Here is an 18261-nt window from a genome sequence, read left to right as displayed (position 1 = left end):
TATCTAATGAATAAAAGCAGAAGCCAGCCCGGTCAGAATAAGCGTAGCCCCTGTAATGATTCCGGCATTGTGCTCCAGCTTATGGGAATCGAATTTCAGCAGGCCTCTATAGGCTACCCGTACCAGCAACAGCATGCCGGCGATCGTCACCAGGGCATAAACAAGCGAAATGGTCACCAGTAATTGTATAGACTGCATGCCAGCCATAAGAAAAAGGGCTTCGATCTCCATACACGGTGACATAAACATGGCTATTGATAACGAGATAATGATGTTCCGTTTGGAGGTGACTTTTATGTGGTCTCCCTGCAAATGGAAATGCCTGTGCTTATAATGACGGTAGATGTAGACAATACCCATCAGGGTAAGAATGACCGGAGCCGCAAAGTGCGTGATGTGTTCTATATTAAGCGCCAGCTGGTGGCCGGTCAGCCCGAGGGCCCAGCCAATCAGCAGGGTACTCAGCACATGGGCAAGCGCCGTAAGAAAAGTAACCTGGGTTACTTCGCCAATACTCCATTTGTATTGTCGCCCGATAGCAATTACAGGCAACCAATGGTTGGGAATAAGGGCATGCAATAAGCTGATGATGATGGCTCCTGTTAGTATCTCCATTCTGTTGTTATGCCGGTTCCGCGATTAAGTGTATGCCGGCGGAATCTGCCTGCAAAATTAATTGATTCCTGCAACATTATTGCAATTTGTTTTCAATTCTATTGTTTTTCGGTCAGGTATTTCCAGTATCTTCTGGGTACGTGGCGTAAATGAAGCTTCAGGTTTTTGCGGGCTTCTATGTTAGTACTTTGAAAATATTGTTTCCAGAGGTGCTGAAAATGTTCATCCCGTTCGTCGAGGCTCAGGGTTACGCCGGTGGTTAAGGCCGTCTTTTCTTCGGGCGATAATTGTATGGGTGAGACGGTGATTTTATCGTAAAGCAGGCCGTATTTTCTTTTGTTATCCCAGATCAGCCAGGACTGATCGGCATAGCGATTCCTGAAAAAGCCGGCAATAAGGGGTAAGACGTCGAAGTCAGGTTCTACGATGGAAAAGAAGAGCCCGTCGCTGCTTTTCTGAAACCGGATAAACGCTTTCATCCGGTGGCGTTCGCGGTGCACCTTTTTCAGGGTAAGTGAAAAGCAGATGACATCGTCATCGCCGAAGTTCTGAAGAATGTCCGGGCCTGCCGTGAAGATCCGGCAAATGAGCCGGAAGGCAGCGGCCCAGGCTTTCCGGTCTTCCGAGAGGAATACCTGGTAAAAATCCTGTGCCGCGGTGGCGCCTGAATGTTTTTCCAGGCCCTTTTGTACCCGTTCGGCGCTTTCAATATCTGTTATAACGGTTCGCCGGGCTTCAAACAGCTCATCCGGCCGGTCTCCAGGAAGCAAAGGGATAGCTTCCGGTTCTTTCCGGGCAAAGCTGTCAAAGACGCAGCAGAGAAAACCGGCATAAGTGCCGTCAAAGAGATAATACATTTTCAGAAAAGGCTGAGCTGGCTGACATCTGCTTTTTTAGGAGCCTCAGGTTTTTGCAGGATAGCTGCTTTGACACTCATCATGGAAGGTGCGCCCAGGATAAGCGGGCTGTCGGCACATACCAGGAAGTGGCGGGCGCGGTTCCAGGCGATGCCCATTTTGCGCAGCTGGTACCCGTGCAGCCGGCCGAATTTCCGGGCCTGAACGATTTTCAGGGCCGACGACCTGCCTATACCGGGAATCCGGAGAATAGCGCGGTAGTCAGCCGTATTGACATCTACCGGGAAGTAATGCGGGTTACGCAGGGCCCAGCTGAGCTTGGGGTCCATATCCAGGTCCAGCTGGCTATGGCCCGGATGCAGGATTTCCTCCAGCTCAAAACCGTAGAAACGAAGCAGCCAGTCGGTTTGGTACAGCCGGTTTTCCCGCACCAGGGGCGGGGCGCTTCCTATCTGCGGCAGGAGAGGGTTTTCATTGGTAACCGGCACGTAAGCACTGTAATACACCCGTTTGAGGTTATAATCCCGGTAGAAGGTTTTGGCGATATGCATGATTTCAAGGTCGGTTTCAGGGGTGGCCCCGATGACCATCTGGGTACTCTGGCCTGCGGGTACAAATAGCGGCTTGTGTTTAATGATCTTCGATTCGGACCGGAGTTCCCGGATCTGGTTGTTGACAAATGCGAGCGGCTTTCGTACGGATTCGTGGTCTTTTTCCGGAGCTACCATCTTCAGCCCGGCCTCGGTGGGCAGCTCGAGGTTAATGCTCATGCGGTCGGCGTAAAGCCCGGCTTCACGGATCAGCTCTTCACTGGCTCCCGGAATGGTCTTCAGGTGAATATACCCGTTGTAGCGCTCTTCGGTGCGCAGCTTTTTTACGATGCGCAGCAGGCGTTCCATGGTATAGTCGGCATTTTTGAAAATCCCGGAGCTCAGGAACAGCCCCTCAATGTAATTTCTGCGGTAGAAATTCATGGTCAGGTCTACCACCTCTTCTACCGTAAAAGCGGCACGTTTGACATCGTTGCTTCTTCTGCTGACGCAAAAGGCGCAGTCGTAAATGCAATGATTGGTCAGCAGGATTTTCAGCAGTGAAACGCACCGGCCGTCTTCCGTATAGGTGTGGCAGATGCCTGAAGCGGAGGCATCTCCTATGCCGCCCGTATTTTTTCTTTTGCTGCCGCTTGAGCTGCAGCTGACATCGTATTTGGCTGCATCGGCCAGTATTTTCAGTTTTTCCTCTATCCTCTCCACGCTAAGTTTCTATGTAAGATTTAACCCGGTATACCTGCAATATTAATGAAATATACCGCAGGCCTGATCCTCGTTCTGAAAATAGCTACGATTTATAGCAAATGCATGTCGGGGATATTTTGTAACTTTACTTTCGTGCGTGAAGCGGGTATGGTTTTACAGAAAGGTTTATGCCAATGAAAAAGCGTTTTTTCAGATTTCTAAACAAAGTGAATAAGGCGGTGCTGCCGAAGTACAGCAAAAAAGATCCGATGAAGCTCACGAAGTTTGAGCAGGCCATAGTGGCCTATAAGTACTATGTGCTGATTAATTCACTGGACTGAACTGCCCTGAAAAGGACGAAAACTGCTGCGTTGTTTCCGCCCTTTTTAAGACAGCTTCTAGCCTGATCTCATTCCGGGCTGATGGACTAGCGGCCCATTCTGCTCAGATAGGCACCCATATCAAATTCTTTTGGCGGTGTGAGCCCTTTTAAATGCCGTACAAAATAATCCCAGCGCAGTCGCATCATGTAATTGGAATATGGCCCGAAACCGTGGGTAGCCGACGGGAAAATCACCAGGTCAAAATCTTTGTTCGCCTTCTGCAGGGCTTCCACCACCAGCAGGGTGTTATAAGGGGGTACGTTATTGTCCATCATCCCGTGAGCCAGCATGAGTTTCCCTTTCAGGTTTTTGGCATAGGTAGGGTTGGCCTGGGCTTCATAATCGGCATTTTCGAGGAGGCCGTTGTACCTTTCACCCCAGTCGTCTTCGTAGTTCCGGTTATCGTGGTTGCCCGATTCTGAGATGCCTACTTTGTAAAAGTCAGGGTATTTGAACATGGCGGCGGCTGTGGCAAACCCGCCACCGGAATGCCCCCAGATACCCACTTTGTCGAGGTCGATCGGGAATTGTTGCGCCAGCTGCTTAATACCGGCGATCTGGTCGGGCAGGGTATTTTCACCCATGTTTCCGTAGTTCATGTCGTGGTAGCTTTTAGACCTGTAGGGGTTGCTGGTGCCTTCTATGGCTACCACAATAAAGCCCAGCTCGGCCAGCGCGCGGTTATCTCCGGAAACCGTGCTGAAGCCCCATGACCGTACGCTTCCGCCCTGCGGGCCGGGATAGATATAGTTGATCACCGGGTATTTTTTGCCGGGCTCGAAGTGCCTGGGCGTATATACAAGTCCGTAGATGTCGGTTTTACCGTCGGCTGCTTTCAGCCTGACCGGGGTGGCCGGTGTCCAGCCGGTTTCCGATTCCAGCTGCGAGATATCGGCTTTGCCCAAAGCCAGCAGGCTGTTGCCGTCGGCGTCTCTCAGCTCAAATGCCTGGGGAACGTCAGGTTCGGAGTAGGTATCAATGAGGTATTTTTTCGAAGGCGACCAGGTGATCTGGTGGGTTCCGGTAGCCGGCGTGAGATCGGTAAAGTTTTTCCCATCGAAATCTACCCGGCAATAGCGCTGGTAATACGGGTTTTTGGGGTCCATGCCGGCCGTGGTAAACCAGATCCGGCGGCTTTTCTCGTCAATATCTGTGACGCGCGCTACTACGAAATTGCCTTTGGTTACCTGGTTTTTAAGCTTCCCGGTACGGGAATCGTACAGGTAAAGATGGCCCCAATTGTCTCTTTCAGAATACCAGAGGATTTCGTTTGTGGCCGGGAAGTACCGCCAGTTGATGGCATTCACGCCTGATTCGTAGTAAGTGGGAACTGTCTCTTCAAATACTTCCCGCACATCGCCGGTTTCAGTGTCGGCGATCCGCATCCGGGAGATCTTGTGATCTCTTGAAGTAGAGAGGAAGGCCAGCTCTTTTCCGTCAGGCGACCAGTCTACGTCGGCCAGGCGACCGCTGTCGGTGATATTGTCGCTCAGCGATGAGCGGCGCGGATCCGGGTCCACTTTCAGGCGTACCACCTTGCGGGTGGGTACGTCAATGACCACGCGGTGGATCAGAATGACTTCTTTGTCACCCGGCAAAGGGTATTTCCAGGATTTCAGGGTAGGGGAGCCTACATTGGTGGTCACCAGGTACATGTCTTTTACATGGCGCTGATCCTGCTGGAAGGTGGCTATTTTCCGGGAATCGGGCGACCAGCTGATGATAGCACCGTCGCCGTTGGTCCAACCGGCATTATCGGTAGCATAGCCGAAATCTTTGACCCCGTCGGTAGTAAGCTGGGTTTCTTTTTTGGTGCTGACGTCGCGTACCCAAAGGTTATGATCTTTCAGGAAAGCCACCATTTTACCGTCGGGTGAAGGAATGTCAGGAGTACGCGGTCTCCGGGCCATAAACCCTTCCTGCCCCGGTTCGTCTGCTACTTCAACCGTTGATTCTGAGAGCTTGCCGGAAGCCGGCGTGTAGGCCCAGCTTTTCTTTTCGGCTGAAAAATAGAGGGTCTTCAGGTCAGGAGAAAAACGGATGGTTTTAAAGGGCAGCTGGTCAGGGTCATAGCTCTTACCCGTTGCTTTTCCCAGCGCCTGTGCCAGCTTCGTATGATCAAAAGCGGCTTTCCGTGTTTTCTTAACCGGGTCTGCCAGGAAAAAAGTTTTCCCTTTCGAAGTGATTTCGAGGAACCAGAATTTGTCGCCCTCCAGCCAGTTGGGGCGGAGTGAAGTGTTATACACATATTTTTGTAAGCCCTGAGCCAGATAGTTGGCAGCTCTTTCGTAGTCTTTCCGGCGAAGGGAGTCGCCGGGTGATGCCATACTGTTACCGTATAGGAGCAGTATTATTACACAAACCTTGCTTTTGAGTGTTCTGAACATTTCGTTGGTCTTTAAACGTACTTTAAATATAAGGGTTTCCGGAGAAATATCTATAGAATGCCTGCTGACTTTCGATAATCCTGCAGTTTGAATAGACGAAGTTATTCCTCTGCTTTGTTCTTCAACCCCATCAGTAAAGTATAGGCCCCGTTCTCCACCAACGCTTTTCCTCCCAATACGCCCGGTTGAAGAATTTCTACCCAGCCCAGGTGACGGATGCCCGGCTGGACTTCCAGCATACGGAAAACGCGTTCGGATAGCTGCTCAAAAACATACCATTGGTTTTCAAACATTACTACACTGGCCTCGGGAAGTACGTTAGCCGGCCGGTTTTGGGTTTCGATTTCGGCACTGACGTACATGCCCGTAATCAGGGCGGAGGTGTTACTTGTCGGACGCGCAAGGATATCCGTGGAACCGTCTTCGTTCACGGTCTTCCCGGTAGAGATGATCCGTGCGCGGGACGAGAAACCCTCGTTGGTGGAGAAACGCAGCTCCTGACCCGTTTTTAAAGCGGGCAGGTCTTTTTCAAATGCTTTGATCCGCAGGAGCAGGCCGGCGGGGTTGACCAGTTCAAACAGTGTTTCGGTGGGAGAAACGTATTGGCCGGTGTTCACCCGGATCTCGCTGACGGTTCCGCTGAACGGTGCGAACAGGTGAATGGTGCTGCGGAGGTTATCGGTGCTGACGCTTTCAGGGTCTATATGGATCAGCCGCAACTTTTCTTCAAGCGCTTTCCGGCTTACCTTCAGCGTCTCGTATTCGGCTTCGGCCTGCTGCAGTGTTTTGTCGCTGGCGGCCTGGGTACGGTTCAGCGCTTTTTGGCGCTCGTAGTTAAGTTCGGCCGTTTTGAGCTGTACCCGGGTGGTAAGGTAATCCTGCTGAAGCTGGATGAACTGGTTGTCTTCCAGAACGGCCAGGATCTGCCCTTTGGTAAAGGAAGCTCCCGGCAGGATATGGATTTTCCTGACGTAGCCGCCCAGTGCAGAGGTGACCGACACCACGTCTGAGGGTGCGGCATCTACTTTTCCGTTCAGCCGGAGGGTGGCTTCCAGGTTCCGGGTCTGAAGCTGCGTAACCGACAGCTCCATGGTTTTCATTTGTTCTTCAGAAAGCCGGATGATGTTTTCCGGGGTTTTACCGGCTTCTTCCGGGGTCTCCTTTACTTCCTGCCTGCAGGCAACAGCTGCTAAGAGTAGAGTAGCGATGATGTATTTACTTTTCATTAGGTATTAATTTTAGTTTTTAGCTATCAGCCGTCAGCTTTTAGCTTTATTCGTGGTATCCCTTTCTGATAGCTGATAGCTGAAGGCTGATAGCTATTCCATTGCCAGGTAATTTAATCGGATGACACAAAGGTTCAGTTGCTCGAGAGCGTCGAGGTGCCCGGTTCTCACTTCCAGCGACTGGCGGGTGAGAATGACCCAATCGAGGTAGTTGATCTCCCCGGCCCGGAGCTGTTGCTGAGCCAGCTGTTCGGCCAGCAGTGTCTGGGGAATCTGCTTTTCCTCGTAATTCCGTAGGATGGATTCGAGGTACATGGTCTCGTTCAGTGCCTGCTGGTAGGCCGTATGCAGCTGTTTTTCTTTGAGTGCCAGCTCATTTTCAGTGATGCTTTTCTGAATTTGAGAAGCCTGAATCCGGGATTTCTGACTTTTGGTAAAAACAGGAATGTCGATCCCTGCGGTTACCGAGCCGAAACGTCCGGGAGCCAGGTCACGCAGGGTCTGGTTGGAGTAAGCCAGCGAAAACCCGGGTAAAAGCCGGCTTTTTTCAGCCTCAATCTGAGCATCATGTACCTGTGCCTGCTGCTGTAATGCCCGGAGCTCGGGGTGATCTTCTACGGTACAGCAAAGGTCTAACCCGATTTTCGCCGCAGGCGCCACCGGTTCAGGCAGCTCATCGGTATTTAAAAGCAGCTGAAGCTCAAGCCGGCTAATGTCCAGGTCGTTCAGGATCCGGGCCAATTGCAGGCTGATCTGCTCTTTCTGGATGGTGGCGGTAGATGATTCCAGGCGATCGGCTTCTCCCAGCTCCAGTTTTTGACGGGATAAGCCGAGGAACCGGGTAAACAGGGAATCGGTCTTTTGGAGCAGTTCTTTCCTTTCCCGGAGAATAAGGATATGCTGAAATACTTCCGAAACCGCCTTTTTAATCTGGGCTTTCGTGAGGCTTTGATTTAAAACCGCCAGCTGCCACTCCCTTTCCAGTACCGTCTTTTGCTTTTGGTAAGCTCCCGGCAAACGGAACCGCTGGCTGACGGTTACCCGGTTATCCGGCCGGAGTCCATTGTATTTCCCGTATTCTCCGGCCAACTCTGCGGGGGTGAGGTCCAGCCAGGTGCCTGTAAGCTTTTCCCTGTACTCCGCCTGTAATTTCGCATCCTTAACCGAAAGATTGTTTTCGGTAGCAGTCTGTATTGCTTCTTCCAGGGTAATGGATTTTTGGGCGGAAGCCCCCAATCCCAGGAATACCAAGGGAAGGATCAGGGCGGATGCTTTCGGCTTCCGGATATTCTCGGCCAGCACATAAAGAATAGGTAATACAAACAGGGTGAGGAAAGTGGCAAACAGGAGCCCGCCGATCACCACCGTGGCAAGGGGGCGCTGAACCTCGGCCCCTGAGCCTTTGCTGAGGGCCATGGGCAGGAAGCCTAGCGAGGCCACCAGGGCGGTCATCAGTACCGGTCGCAGCCTTACCCGTGTGCCTTTCAGCACCGTTTGAACGGCATTCAGGCCTTCACCGAGCCGGATCCGGTTATATTCAGCCACCAGTACGATCCCGTTTAGCACCGCTACGCCAAACAGGGCAATGAACCCCACGCCCGCGCTGATGCTGAACGGCATTCCCCGTAAGGCCAGGAAATACACCCCGCCAATGGCCGACAGCGGAATGGCCGTATAGATCAGCAGGCTGTACCTGACCGACCGGAACGAGAAAAACAGCAGCAGGAAGATGAGCACCAGCGAGATGGGAACAGCCACGCCCAGGCGGGCCCTGGCTTTGTTCAGGTTTTCAAATGTACCCCCGTAGGTCATGGTGTAACCGGTTTCCAGGTGTATGTTTTTCGCTGCTTTTTGTTGCAATTCCTGTACAATGCTTTGCACATCGCGGCCTCGCACGTTAAAACCGACCACGATGCGGCGGCGGGTATTTTCGCGCTGAATCTGGTTCGGGGTGTTGGTGTATTCCACAGCAGCCAGCTGACGAAGAGGTACCTGTATGCCGGAGGGTGCAGGCACCAGCAGGTTACGGATATCTTCTATGTCTTTTTTCAGGCCGGCGTCCATCCGTACCATGAGTTCAAACCGCCGTTCGCCTTCAAAAACCTGTCCGGCGCTTTGCCCGGCAAAAGCACTGTTAACGATGCGGTTCACGGCTTTGACGGATAGCTTGTAGCGGGAAAGTGCGGCCCGGTCATAGTTGATCACCACCTGTGGCGCCCCGATCAGCGGTTCAATGTACAGGTCCTGTGCGCCGGGCACTTTTGTGATCAAACCACTCAACTGGTGGGCATATTTAACCAGCTTATCCAGGTCTTCCCCAAAAATCTTCACTACCACATCCTGGCGCGCACCGGTCATGAGTTCGTTAAACCGCATCTGCACCGGGAACTGGAAGCCGGTAGTAAGCCCGGGAAGAACCTGTAACGCCCGGCTCATTTTTTCTGACAGCTCGGGGAAAGACCCGGCGGAAGTCCATTCTTTTTTCGGTTTCAAAACCACGATCATATCCCCCGCATCCATGGGCATAGGTTCGGTGGGAATTTCGGCGCTCCCGATTTTGGTCACCACTTTTTCTACTTCGGGAAACCGGGTGAGCAGGATATGGGCGGCTTTATTGGTTTCGCGGATAGTGGTATTGATATTACTGCCCGGAAGAATCCGCATTTCCACGGCAAAATCTCCTTCTTCCAAAGAGGGGACAAACTCACCCCCCATGCGCGACAGCACAAACACGGCCCCGGCAAAAAGCAGCAGCACCACACCCATGATCAGCCGGGAATATTTAAGGCTTTTGAAAAGGTAACGGGAGTGAAACGCCTCTATTCCGGCCATGATCTTATCCGCAAAAGTCTGGCCGGAGGGTACTTTTAAGACCAGGGAGCTCATCATGGGTACGTAGGTCAGCGATAGGATAAAAGCCCCGATAAGCGCGAAAGTCACCGTTTGGGCCATGGGGATAAACATTTTTCCTTCTATGCCCTGCAGGGTGAAGATCGGGAGATACACCACCAGGATGATGATCTGCCCGAAAACGGCCGAGTTGACCATCTTGCTGGCGGAATCGTATACCGGCTGATCCATATTTTGATTACGGGTATTTCCCAGGTAACCGTGCCGGGCCAGCTGATGGAGCACGGCTTCCACAATGATCACGGCCCCGTCTACGATCAGGCCGAAGTCCAGGGCACCCAGGCTCATGAGGTTACCACCCACCCCGAAGATGTTCATCAGGATAATGGCAAAAAGCATGGAAAGCGGGATCACGGAGGCCACCAGCAGGCCGGCCCTCAGATTGCCGAGGAAGAGCACCAGTATGAACACCACGATCAGGGCTCCTTCAATGAGGTTGGTTTCAATGGTGTGGATAGTGTTGCTCACCATTTTGGCGCGATCCAGGAAAGGCTCGATAACCACTCCTTCAGGCAGGGTCTTTTCGATCTCTGCGAGCCGCTTTTTGATGTTTTTAATGACCTGGCTGGCGTTCTCGCCTTTGAGCATAAGAACGATGGCGCCTGATACCTCGCCCTGGTCGTTATAGGTCATGGCTCCGTAACGGGTGGCATAACCGGTTTTTACTTCAGCCACGTCGCGGATCCGTACCGGGCTTCCGTCAGCCGTATGGTTCACGGCGATGTCCCCGATGTCGTCCACACTGCCGATCAGTCCTTCCGTACGGATAAAAAGCACGGTTTCGGCCTTTTCGATATAAGCTCCGCCGGTATTCTGGTTGTTGGCTTCCAGGGCGTCAAAGACGTCGTTAATGGTCAGCCGGAAGGCTTGCAGCTTATCGGGGTTAATGGCAATCTCGTATTGCTTCAGCTTGCCTCCGAAGCTGCTGACTTCGGCTACACCCGGTGTGCCGAGCAGCTGGCGGCGGATCACCCAGTCCTGCAGGGTACGGAGGCCGGTTTCATCGTACCTGGATTCATAGCCTTTTTGGGGTCGAACCACATACTGGAAAATTTCTCCCAGTCCGGTAGACACCGGGCCCAGCTCGGGATTGCCTATCCCGTCAGGGATCTGTTCCTTTACCTGGTTCAGGCGTTCGGTGACCAGCTGGCGGGCCAGGTAAATATCGGTTTCGTCGGTGAAAACAATGGTGACGAGCGACAGGCCAAAGCGGTTAAAGCTCCGGATCTCTGTGACGCCCGGTATATTGCTGTTGGCCTGCTCAATGGGAATGGTGACAAGCCGCTCGATATCGACGGCACCATAAGACGGCGCTACGGTGATCACCTGCACCTGGTTATTGGTAATGTCGGGTTGGGCATCTATAGGCAGGCGGGTGGCTTCGTATACACCGAAAATAATCAGGCCCACGGTAAAGAGCCCTACAATGAGCTTATTCCGCAAGGAAAAGCGGATAATACTATTCAACATGATAGCTGGATTAACAATTAAAAAATACATAGCGGAGCTTGCGACAGGCATGCCGCAGGTATCCGGTGATCATTGAAAAGCTAAGCTATACGGGGAGGCTGAAGAATGCTGTTGTAGTAGCTGGAAACCAGGTTTTGTACCCTGTCTACGGGTTGGCTGTTTTCGCGGGGAATGGCCGGTTGGGCCGGGATATCGAATTGTATTTTAGGAATATAAAAGGCGTGGCTGAGATCACCCCCAAGGGTCATAAAGGGGAGCTTCATGTCGGTATCCCAGTCGCTGTCTTTTTCATGACCCCCGTAATGGTGCACCAGGAAGTCGACCAGGTCGCCTTCTCCGTTAGCCACAAACTCGTGGTAATGTTCAATAAGGAGCGGAATTTTCAAGAGCTGGCAAAGCTCAGCGTTTGAAAACAGGTAGGCACTCAGGAGCAATATGGAAAGGGCTTTCCTCATTGGTGCAAAGATAAGCAGGTTTTACGGATCACCGGATGTTTGAAACGGGCAATTAGTCTTCACAATTCCGGGTTTAATCGTAAATTAAGGCAGGGGTTTTGCAGAAGACCCGGTTCCGGATCGTATCTTTAATGTACCTAAATGTTTAGAACTATGAAAGATCCCAAGATGAAGCAGGAACTGCTGGACCTGTACAATGACTATGCCCATAACCGGCTAAGCCGGTCTGATTTCATGCAAAAGCTCTCCGTTTACGCGGTAGGAGGGGCTACGGTAGCTTCATTGATGAGTTTTCTTACGCCTGATTATAAGACCGCCATCCAGGTAAAACCGGATGATCCCGCGGTAGATTCGCGTTATGTAACCTATTCTTCTCCCAAAGGTGGTGGTACTATCAAAGGCCTGCTTTGTATGCCCAAAGGCAATACGAAAAAGCTGGGCGGGGTAGTGGTAGTACACGAAAACCGGGGTCTGAACCCGCATATCGAAGATGTGGCCCGGAGGGCTGCGCTGGCCGGGTTTGTGAGCTTCGCACCGGATGCATTGAGTCCATTGGGCGGTTATCCCGGCAACGACGATGACGGCCGGCTGCTGCAGGCCAAACGGGACCGGGATGAAATGCTGGAGGATTTTATTGCGGCTGCTGACTTCCTGAAGTCGAACGAATTCTGCAACGGCAAAGTAGGCGTAGTGGGCTTTTGCTTCGGCGGCTGGATCGCTAATATGATGGCCGTACGTATTCCCGGGTTGAAGGCTGCCGTACCTTTTTACGGCGGACAGCCTCCGGCAAGTGAAGTACCGGCCATCCAGGCCCCGCTCCAGCTGCATTATGCTGCACTGGATACCCGCGTCAACGAAGGCTGGCCCGCCTATGAAAAAGCCCTGAAAGAGAATAATAAAGCGTATACGGTTTATTTTTACCCGGATACCAACCACGGGTTTCATAACGATACCACCCCGCGTTTTGATAAGGAGGCAGCAGTGCTGGCGTGGGGGCGGGTGGTGGAGTTTTTTAAGGAAACGTTGAAATGATGGTGTGTTTGACTTCGACAATTTCCGGTATCTGAAAGATAAAGCCTGGCGGAGAGCAGGTGAAACTCCTGTGCTTTGTAAGCATGGTTTTTAGGCAACCGCCTTTCGATAACATTTCTTTTACTTTTTGTGTTACTTTCCTTTTGGGTAGTGCTATCTGAAGGGAAAGTAATATCATTTGGATAGTAAAGATGGTTAGATTTGTCTTATCAAAAAAATATGCGTTATGACAGCAGAGCAAAAAATATCAAAAACACGGAATGTACTTCTCTGGGTAGCCCAGGTAATTTTAGCCCTGACTTTTATCTGGGTCGGATCTATGAAAATATTCGCACCTGAACAATTGCCTTTTCCATGGGTAAAAGATAATCCCGGCCTGGCTCTGATCACCGGCTTTGTTGATTTATTGGGCGGTATCGGAATTGTATTGCCTGCGTTACTCCGTATTCAGCCCCGGCTGACTGTTTATGCTGCTTACGGGATTATTGCATTGATGATCGCAGCAAGTATTTTTCATATTTCAAGAGGTGAAGCCCAAGATATCGGGTTTAATATTTTTACGGTCGCTCTGGGTGTGCTGGTGGCGTGGGGAAGGAAGTAAAGGCTACCGGTGGGCTAATAGTTTTGGAATAAAACCCTCTGCAACCTTCCGGAATTTCTGAACTCCGGATAAGAAAATCAAAGAATTTAGGATAAGTAATTAAAACATTGAGGTAGGAGTTGTAATTTGTATGGTCTTGTAAAATCATGTAAACACAATGAACAGCGAAATCATCATCTACCAAAATCCCGCCGGTAACATCAAAATAGATGTACGATTAGAAGAGGAAACCGTTTGGCTTACACAGGCGCAAATGTGTGAGTTATTTCAGAAATCAAAAGCTACCATAAGTGAGCACATTAAGAATGTCTTTGAGGAAGGGGAACTAGAGCCCGGAGCAACTGTTCGGAAATTCCGAACAGTTCAAACGGAAGGTAGCCGGAGTGTAGAAAGGGAATTAGACCATTATAACCTGGACGTAATCATCTCCGTAGGCTACCGCGTAAAATCGCTGCAGGGCACCCAGTTCCGTATATGGGCTACTCAGCGTCTCAGGGAGTATATTATTAAAGGTTTTACCCTGAATGATGACCGTTTCAAGTCGGGCAGCTCCATGAACTATTTCAGCGAATTGCAGGAACGTATCCGGGAGATCCGCATTTCAGAGCGTTTTTTCTATCAGAAAATTAAAGATATATACACAACCAGTATAGATTATGATCCCCAAGATGAAAAAACGCGCGAGTTTTTTAAGATAGTTCAAAATAAGTTACTGTGGGCCATAAGCCAGCAGACTGCTGCTGAACTGGTATACCGCCGCGCAGACGCCAGTCTCCCACTGATGGGCATGCAGTCATACGACAAGAAAGATTTTATTTCCATCAAAAAATCAGATGTAAGTATTGCCAAAAACTACCTGAATGAAGATGAAATGAAACTGCTCGGGCTTCTGGTAGAGCAGTACCTGGCCTTCGCCGAAACCATGGCACAGCAGCGTACTCCCATGTATATGAAAGACTGGATGGAGCGTCTGGACCTGATTCTTCAGCTGAACGGCCGGGAGTTATTGACCCATGCAGGCAAAATCAGCCATGAAACGGCACTCAAAAAATCAGGTGAAGAACATGAAAAGTATCAGTTGATACAGAAGGGAGTGGAAAAGGAACAAAGCCTGAAAGAATTAGAAGAGGATATTAAAAAGCTTAAATGAACAATTTCAGATTTATCACTTACCTGACTTCTAATATAGGGACAGACCAGGCCGCCATTGAGCAGCTGTTGTCGCATTGCAGCATCCGTGAATTTAAAAAGGGAGAGTTCCTGTTAAGGCAGGGCGAGAAGTGCCGGTACTCTTTTTTTGTGGAAAGAGGATTGCTGCGGCAGTTTTCCATTGATGAGAAGGGGAAAGAGCATATTATCCAGTTTGCGCCTGAAAACTGGTTTATGTCTGACAGGGAAAGTGTTTATTTTGACCGGCCGTCGTCTTATTTTATGCAGGCATTGGAAGACACCGTTACCTTTCTTTTGGACGAGAACCTGTTCCTGGAATTGTCTAAATCAGATACGGCCTTCCTGGAGTTCAATAACCGGCTGCTTCATAACCATATCCGGCATTTGCAGCGAAGAATTACTCAGCTGCAGAGCGCTACTGCCGAAGAAAGATACCTGGATTTTATCCGGATGTATCCTGATCTGCTGCTTCGCGTGCCCCAGATTTTTATAGCTTCTTACCTGGGGATCACCCCGGAAAGCCTGAGCCGGGTGAGAAAGGAGCTGGCCGGGAAAAATCACAGGATGTAGTTCTTATCATAGGTCAATGTGCAGGTTGCCGGGACCGGGTACCTTTGTGGTATAAAATTTTAAGAAGATGGCAACCAAAACAGTAGAATTAGTTATAAGCCCGAGAGAACCCCACTTTGTAGGCGATGGTTTCAGAGTACACAATTTTATACCCGGCGCTTACCGGCTGGATATGCAGCGGATGAATCCGGTCATTATGATGGATTACAATTCGAAATATTATTTTGCGCCCAGTGAAATACCCAAAGGCGTGGGCGTGCACCCGCACCGGGGTTTTGAAACCGTGACCATTGCCTATAAAGGAAAAGTGGAGCATCACGACAGCAGTGGTGGCGGTGGAGTTATCGGGGAAGGAGATGTGCAGTGGATGACCGCTGCCAGCGGAGTTTTGCACAAAGAATTCCACGAAAAGGAGTGGAGTAAAAAAGGAGGTGAATTCCAGATGGTGCAGTTGTGGGTCAACTTACCGGCCAAAGACAAGATGAGTGCGCCCAAATATCAATCCATTGAAAATGCCACCATGAACCGTTATACGCTTGAAAATAATCAGGGTGAAGTTGAGGTCATAGCAGGTGAATACCAGGGCGTTAAAGGGAGAGCTTCTACATTTACCCCTTTGCACCTGTTGAATGCGAAGCTGAAAAAAGGAGCCAATGCCCGTTTTAATTTCCCGGCCAGTTTTAATACTGCACTGCTGGTTATTGAAGGGGGAATTAAGGTAAACGGTACGGAAGAAGCCCCCGCAGATCATTTTGTGCTCATGGCGAATGAGGGGGAAGAGTTTAGCCTGGAAGCCACTGAGGATGCCGTGGTCCTGGTTATGAGCGGGGAGCCCATTAATGAGCCCATTGCCGCTCACGGGCCTTTTGTGATGAATACCCGCCAGGAATTACTGCAGGCATTTGATGACTTCAATAAAGGGAAATTTGGATACCTGCAGGATTAACTGACAACGTTCATCAAAACAGGAAGAGGGTACAGAGGTTTTTTATCTTTGTACCCTCACTTATTTGTGGCATGAACAAATGAAATCAATCCTTCAGGTTTGTGGTATCTTGCGTCCGGTACAGGCATAAGAGGCGGATTTATAAAGGTACGTCTATTCCGGCTATAAAATCCAGGTGCTTAGCGGTTAAACGTATTTCTGGTTATTGCTTCAATGATTAATTGCCAATAATTCATAGCTGTTTTTTAAATTTTCTGTAACATTTCCGGCTTTCATGTCTCCAAAGCGAAAAACTACAAACATGAGAAAGCTGTTAATTCTGATTATTTTTGTTTTTTGCGCAGGTATTGGCCGGGCGCAGGAGGTTTACCGGAAAACGTTTGGTCAGCCGGGCAATACCCCCCTTATATTTTTACACGGGGGGCCTGGTGGAAGCGCCATTGATTTTGAGCTGACCACGGCAGAAAAGCTGGCAGACCGGGGATTCTTTGTGATTCTGTATGACCGTCGTGGTGAAGGGCGGTCGGATGACGATAAGGCCGGATTTACTTTTGAGCAGACCTTTGATGACCTGCAGGAGATTTACCGGGTTTACGGACTGCGCTCGGCAGTGATACTGGGACACAGCTTCGGTGGAGTGGTCGGCACCCGTTTTGCTGCCCGGTACCCGGAAAAAGTTTCTCACCTGGTACTGGCCGGTGCCCCGGTTTCATTGCAGCAATGCTTTAAAACCATTTTGCGAACGGTGCAGAAAAAAGCGGAGGCGAAAGGCGATTCGGCTACACTGACCCAGGTTGATTTTGTACGAAAGCAGGACACGGCTTCTGTTTATTACAGCTCGGGCTCATTTATGCTGGCCATGCAGAACGGTATCTATAAGGCGGAGAATGCAAGTCAGGATGCCGTAAAGCTCATGGAAGGATTTATGCAGCACCCGCTTACGAAAGCCTATATGGATAACCAGGCCAAAACCAATTATAAGAATATGTATGCATCGGTCATGGGCTTTATTAACCACGAGAAGTATACAACCATTGACCTGGCAGATGATCTCAGGAACCGGGACGGGATACGGCTTTACGGGATATACGGCCGGCAGGATGGCTTGTTTGACGATGCCCATATTGCCCTGATCCGCAGCCTGGTTAAGGAGCCGTCGCATTTTGCATACCTCGACAATTGCTCCCACAGTGTTTACATAGACCGGCAGGAAGAATTCATCAACAAACTGGTTGCATGGCTGAAATAAAAGACTTTGACAGGCTGTATACAACCTATTGGCACAAAGTTTACCGCTTGTGCATGGGGTATGTGAATGACGATGCGCTGGCGCGCGACCTGGCCCAGGAAACCTTTATCCTGGTATGGGAGAACCTGCCGCAATTCAGGGAAGAAGCCCATGTAGGTACCTGGATTTTCAGGATAGCTTCTAACCGTTGCCTGCGCCAGCTGGAAAAAAATAAAAAAAGACAAAAAGCTGAGCTACCGCTGCAGTTGCCTGAAGAGGCCGTTCCTGACCGGGCGGCAGAGGTGGAGCTGCTCTACCGGTTCATCGCCGAATTACCGGAAACAGACCGGATCATTATATCGCTGGAACTGGAAGAAGTAAAACAAGGTGAGATTGCACATATACTGGGGCTTTCTGAAGGCAATGTACGGGTGCGGATTCACCGGATCAAAGAACGTTTAACCCAAAGATTTAAAGAACATGGATTTCAATAATATCTGGAAGGCCCAGGCGGTGCCCGGGCCTGACCTGAAGGCTTTGTACGATAAAATAAAAAGCTACAAAGCCAAACGATTACGGAGACTGATTTTTACCAATATCTGTCTCATCCTGACCTCGGCATTTATTGCCTCTATCGGCTTCTGGACCCAACCGGAGCGTTTGACAACCTGGGCGGGCATATTGCTGGCCATCCTGGCCATGGTGCTGTTTCTGATGGTGTATAACCGGATGATCCCGTTGTACCGCTCACTGGATGATCATTCTGACAGCCGCCGCTTTATGGAAAACCTGGTAGCGGTGAAACAGAAGGAGGCATTTCTGCAGCGCCACATGATGAACCTCTATTTCATCCTGCTCTCAGCCGGAATAGCCCTTTACATGATTGAATATGTAAGCCGTATGGAGCTGAAATGGGGTATCGTGGTTTACCTGGTTACCTTTCTCTGGATCGGGCTCAACTGGTGGGTTATACGGCCCAGGCAGATCAGGAAAGAGCAGGAAAAGATCAATACCATTATTGAGCATTTTCAAAAGGTGCAGGGGCAGTTGGGGTAAGAAATAATGAATTGAACCGGGAGCGGCCTGAAAAGTATACTTTTCAGGCCGCTCTTTTAATTTATAAAGCCCATAAAAAGAAAAAACCTTCGAAAATGTCGAAGGCCTTTCTCAACTTTA

General features: G+C 50.3%; 16 protein-coding genes. 9 read left to right on the top strand and 7 right to left on the bottom strand.

All coding sequences use genetic code 11. The annotated features are described in order from the left end of the window. Positions 1-3: 3 nt before the first annotated feature. The 3 genes from AB2U10_RS02590 to AB2U10_RS02580 all read right to left on the bottom strand — a co-directional run bounded on the left by AB2U10_RS02590 (position 4) and on the right by AB2U10_RS02580 (position 2725). Entirely contained in the window at positions 4-615 is a 612-nt protein-coding gene (locus tag AB2U10_RS02590; protein WP_367915514.1) for a hypothetical protein, read from the bottom strand. Between the two features lie 98 nt (positions 616-713). Beyond that, positions 714-1472 carry a TIGR03915 family putative DNA repair protein gene (locus AB2U10_RS02585; RefSeq protein ID WP_367915515.1) on the bottom strand — a complete coding sequence of 253 codons (759 nt, stop codon included), beginning with the start codon at positions 1470-1472 and terminating at the stop codon, positions 714-716. A gap of 2 nt (positions 1473-1474) precedes the next feature. Continuing rightward, complete coding sequence (locus tag AB2U10_RS02580; protein WP_367915516.1) at positions 1475-2725, bottom strand: putative DNA modification/repair radical SAM protein; 1251 nt, start codon at positions 2723-2725, stop codon at positions 1475-1477. A 176-nt stretch (positions 2726-2901) separates the two neighbouring features. On the opposite strand from AB2U10_RS02580, the gene AB2U10_RS02575 reads away from it, so the two are divergent. Next, positions 2902-3048: a hypothetical protein gene (locus AB2U10_RS02575; RefSeq protein WP_367915517.1), complete on the top strand. Its 147-nt coding sequence runs from the start codon at positions 2902-2904 to the stop codon at positions 3046-3048. Between the two features lie 86 nt (positions 3049-3134). On the opposite strand, the gene AB2U10_RS02570 is transcribed toward AB2U10_RS02575, so the two are convergent. The 4 genes from AB2U10_RS02570 to AB2U10_RS02555 all read right to left on the bottom strand — a co-directional run bounded on the left by AB2U10_RS02570 (position 3135) and on the right by AB2U10_RS02555 (position 11538). After that, positions 3135-5477 carry a S9 family peptidase gene (locus tag AB2U10_RS02570; RefSeq protein ID WP_367915518.1) on the bottom strand — a complete coding sequence of 781 codons (2343 nt, stop codon included), beginning with the start codon at positions 5475-5477 and terminating at the stop codon, positions 3135-3137. A 101-nt stretch (positions 5478-5578) separates the two neighbouring features. Next, positions 5579-6703, bottom strand: coding sequence for an efflux RND transporter periplasmic adaptor subunit (locus AB2U10_RS02565; protein WP_367915519.1), 1125 nt, complete (start codon positions 6701-6703; stop codon positions 5579-5581). A gap of 93 nt (positions 6704-6796) precedes the next feature. Then, complete coding sequence (locus AB2U10_RS02560) at positions 6797-11083, bottom strand: CusA/CzcA family heavy metal efflux RND transporter (protein ID WP_367915520.1); 4287 nt, start codon at positions 11081-11083, stop codon at positions 6797-6799. An 80-nt stretch (positions 11084-11163) separates the two neighbouring features. Continuing rightward, positions 11164-11538, bottom strand: coding sequence for a hypothetical protein (locus tag AB2U10_RS02555; protein WP_367915521.1), 375 nt, complete (start codon positions 11536-11538; stop codon positions 11164-11166). 153 nt (positions 11539-11691) lie between these two features. Between AB2U10_RS02555 and AB2U10_RS02550 the strand changes: the two genes are divergently transcribed. The 8 genes from AB2U10_RS02550 (at position 11692) to AB2U10_RS02515 (ending at position 18141) form a co-directional block, all read left to right on the top strand. Continuing rightward, on the top strand, positions 11692-12570 hold the full coding sequence (locus tag AB2U10_RS02550; protein ID WP_367915522.1) for a dienelactone hydrolase family protein: 879 nt from the start codon (positions 11692-11694) through the stop codon (positions 12568-12570). A 226-nt stretch (positions 12571-12796) separates the two neighbouring features. After that, positions 12797-13171, top strand: coding sequence for a DoxX family protein (locus AB2U10_RS02545; RefSeq protein ID WP_367915523.1), 375 nt, complete (start codon positions 12797-12799; stop codon positions 13169-13171). Positions 13172-13328: 157 nt separating this feature from the next. Beyond that, the gene (locus AB2U10_RS02540) at positions 13329-14321 is read left to right on the top strand and encodes a virulence RhuM family protein (RefSeq protein WP_367915524.1); all 993 of its coding nucleotides are present in this window, start codon (positions 13329-13331) and stop codon (positions 14319-14321) included. Then, positions 14318-14911 (top strand): Crp/Fnr family transcriptional regulator, encoded by a 594-nt coding sequence (locus AB2U10_RS02535; protein ID WP_367915525.1) that lies wholly within the window; start codon positions 14318-14320, stop codon positions 14909-14911. The genes AB2U10_RS02540 and AB2U10_RS02535 overlap by 4 nt, the downstream gene beginning before the upstream one ends. Positions 14912-14978: 67 nt before the next feature. Then, the gene (locus AB2U10_RS02530; protein ID WP_367915526.1) at positions 14979-15857 is read left to right on the top strand and encodes a pirin family protein; all 879 of its coding nucleotides are present in this window, start codon (positions 14979-14981) and stop codon (positions 15855-15857) included. Positions 15858-16158: 301 nt separating this feature from the next. After that, complete coding sequence (locus AB2U10_RS02525; RefSeq protein WP_367915527.1) at positions 16159-17106, top strand: alpha/beta hydrolase; 948 nt, start codon at positions 16159-16161, stop codon at positions 17104-17106. After that, positions 17094-17579: an RNA polymerase sigma factor gene (locus AB2U10_RS02520; RefSeq protein WP_367915528.1), complete on the top strand. Its 486-nt coding sequence runs from the start codon at positions 17094-17096 to the stop codon at positions 17577-17579. The genes AB2U10_RS02525 and AB2U10_RS02520 overlap by 13 nt, the downstream gene beginning before the upstream one ends. Next, the gene (locus AB2U10_RS02515) at positions 17566-18141 is read left to right on the top strand and encodes a hypothetical protein (protein WP_367915529.1); all 576 of its coding nucleotides are present in this window, start codon (positions 17566-17568) and stop codon (positions 18139-18141) included. The genes AB2U10_RS02520 and AB2U10_RS02515 overlap by 14 nt, the downstream gene beginning before the upstream one ends. Positions 18142-18261 lie beyond the last annotated feature (120 nt).

Source organism: Leadbetterella sp. DM7 (assembly GCF_040829825.2).
In the GTDB taxonomy this organism is placed as follows: domain Bacteria; phylum Bacteroidota; class Bacteroidia; order Cytophagales; family Spirosomataceae; genus Leadbetterella.
This window is presented reverse-complemented; position numbering and strand designations above follow the sequence as displayed.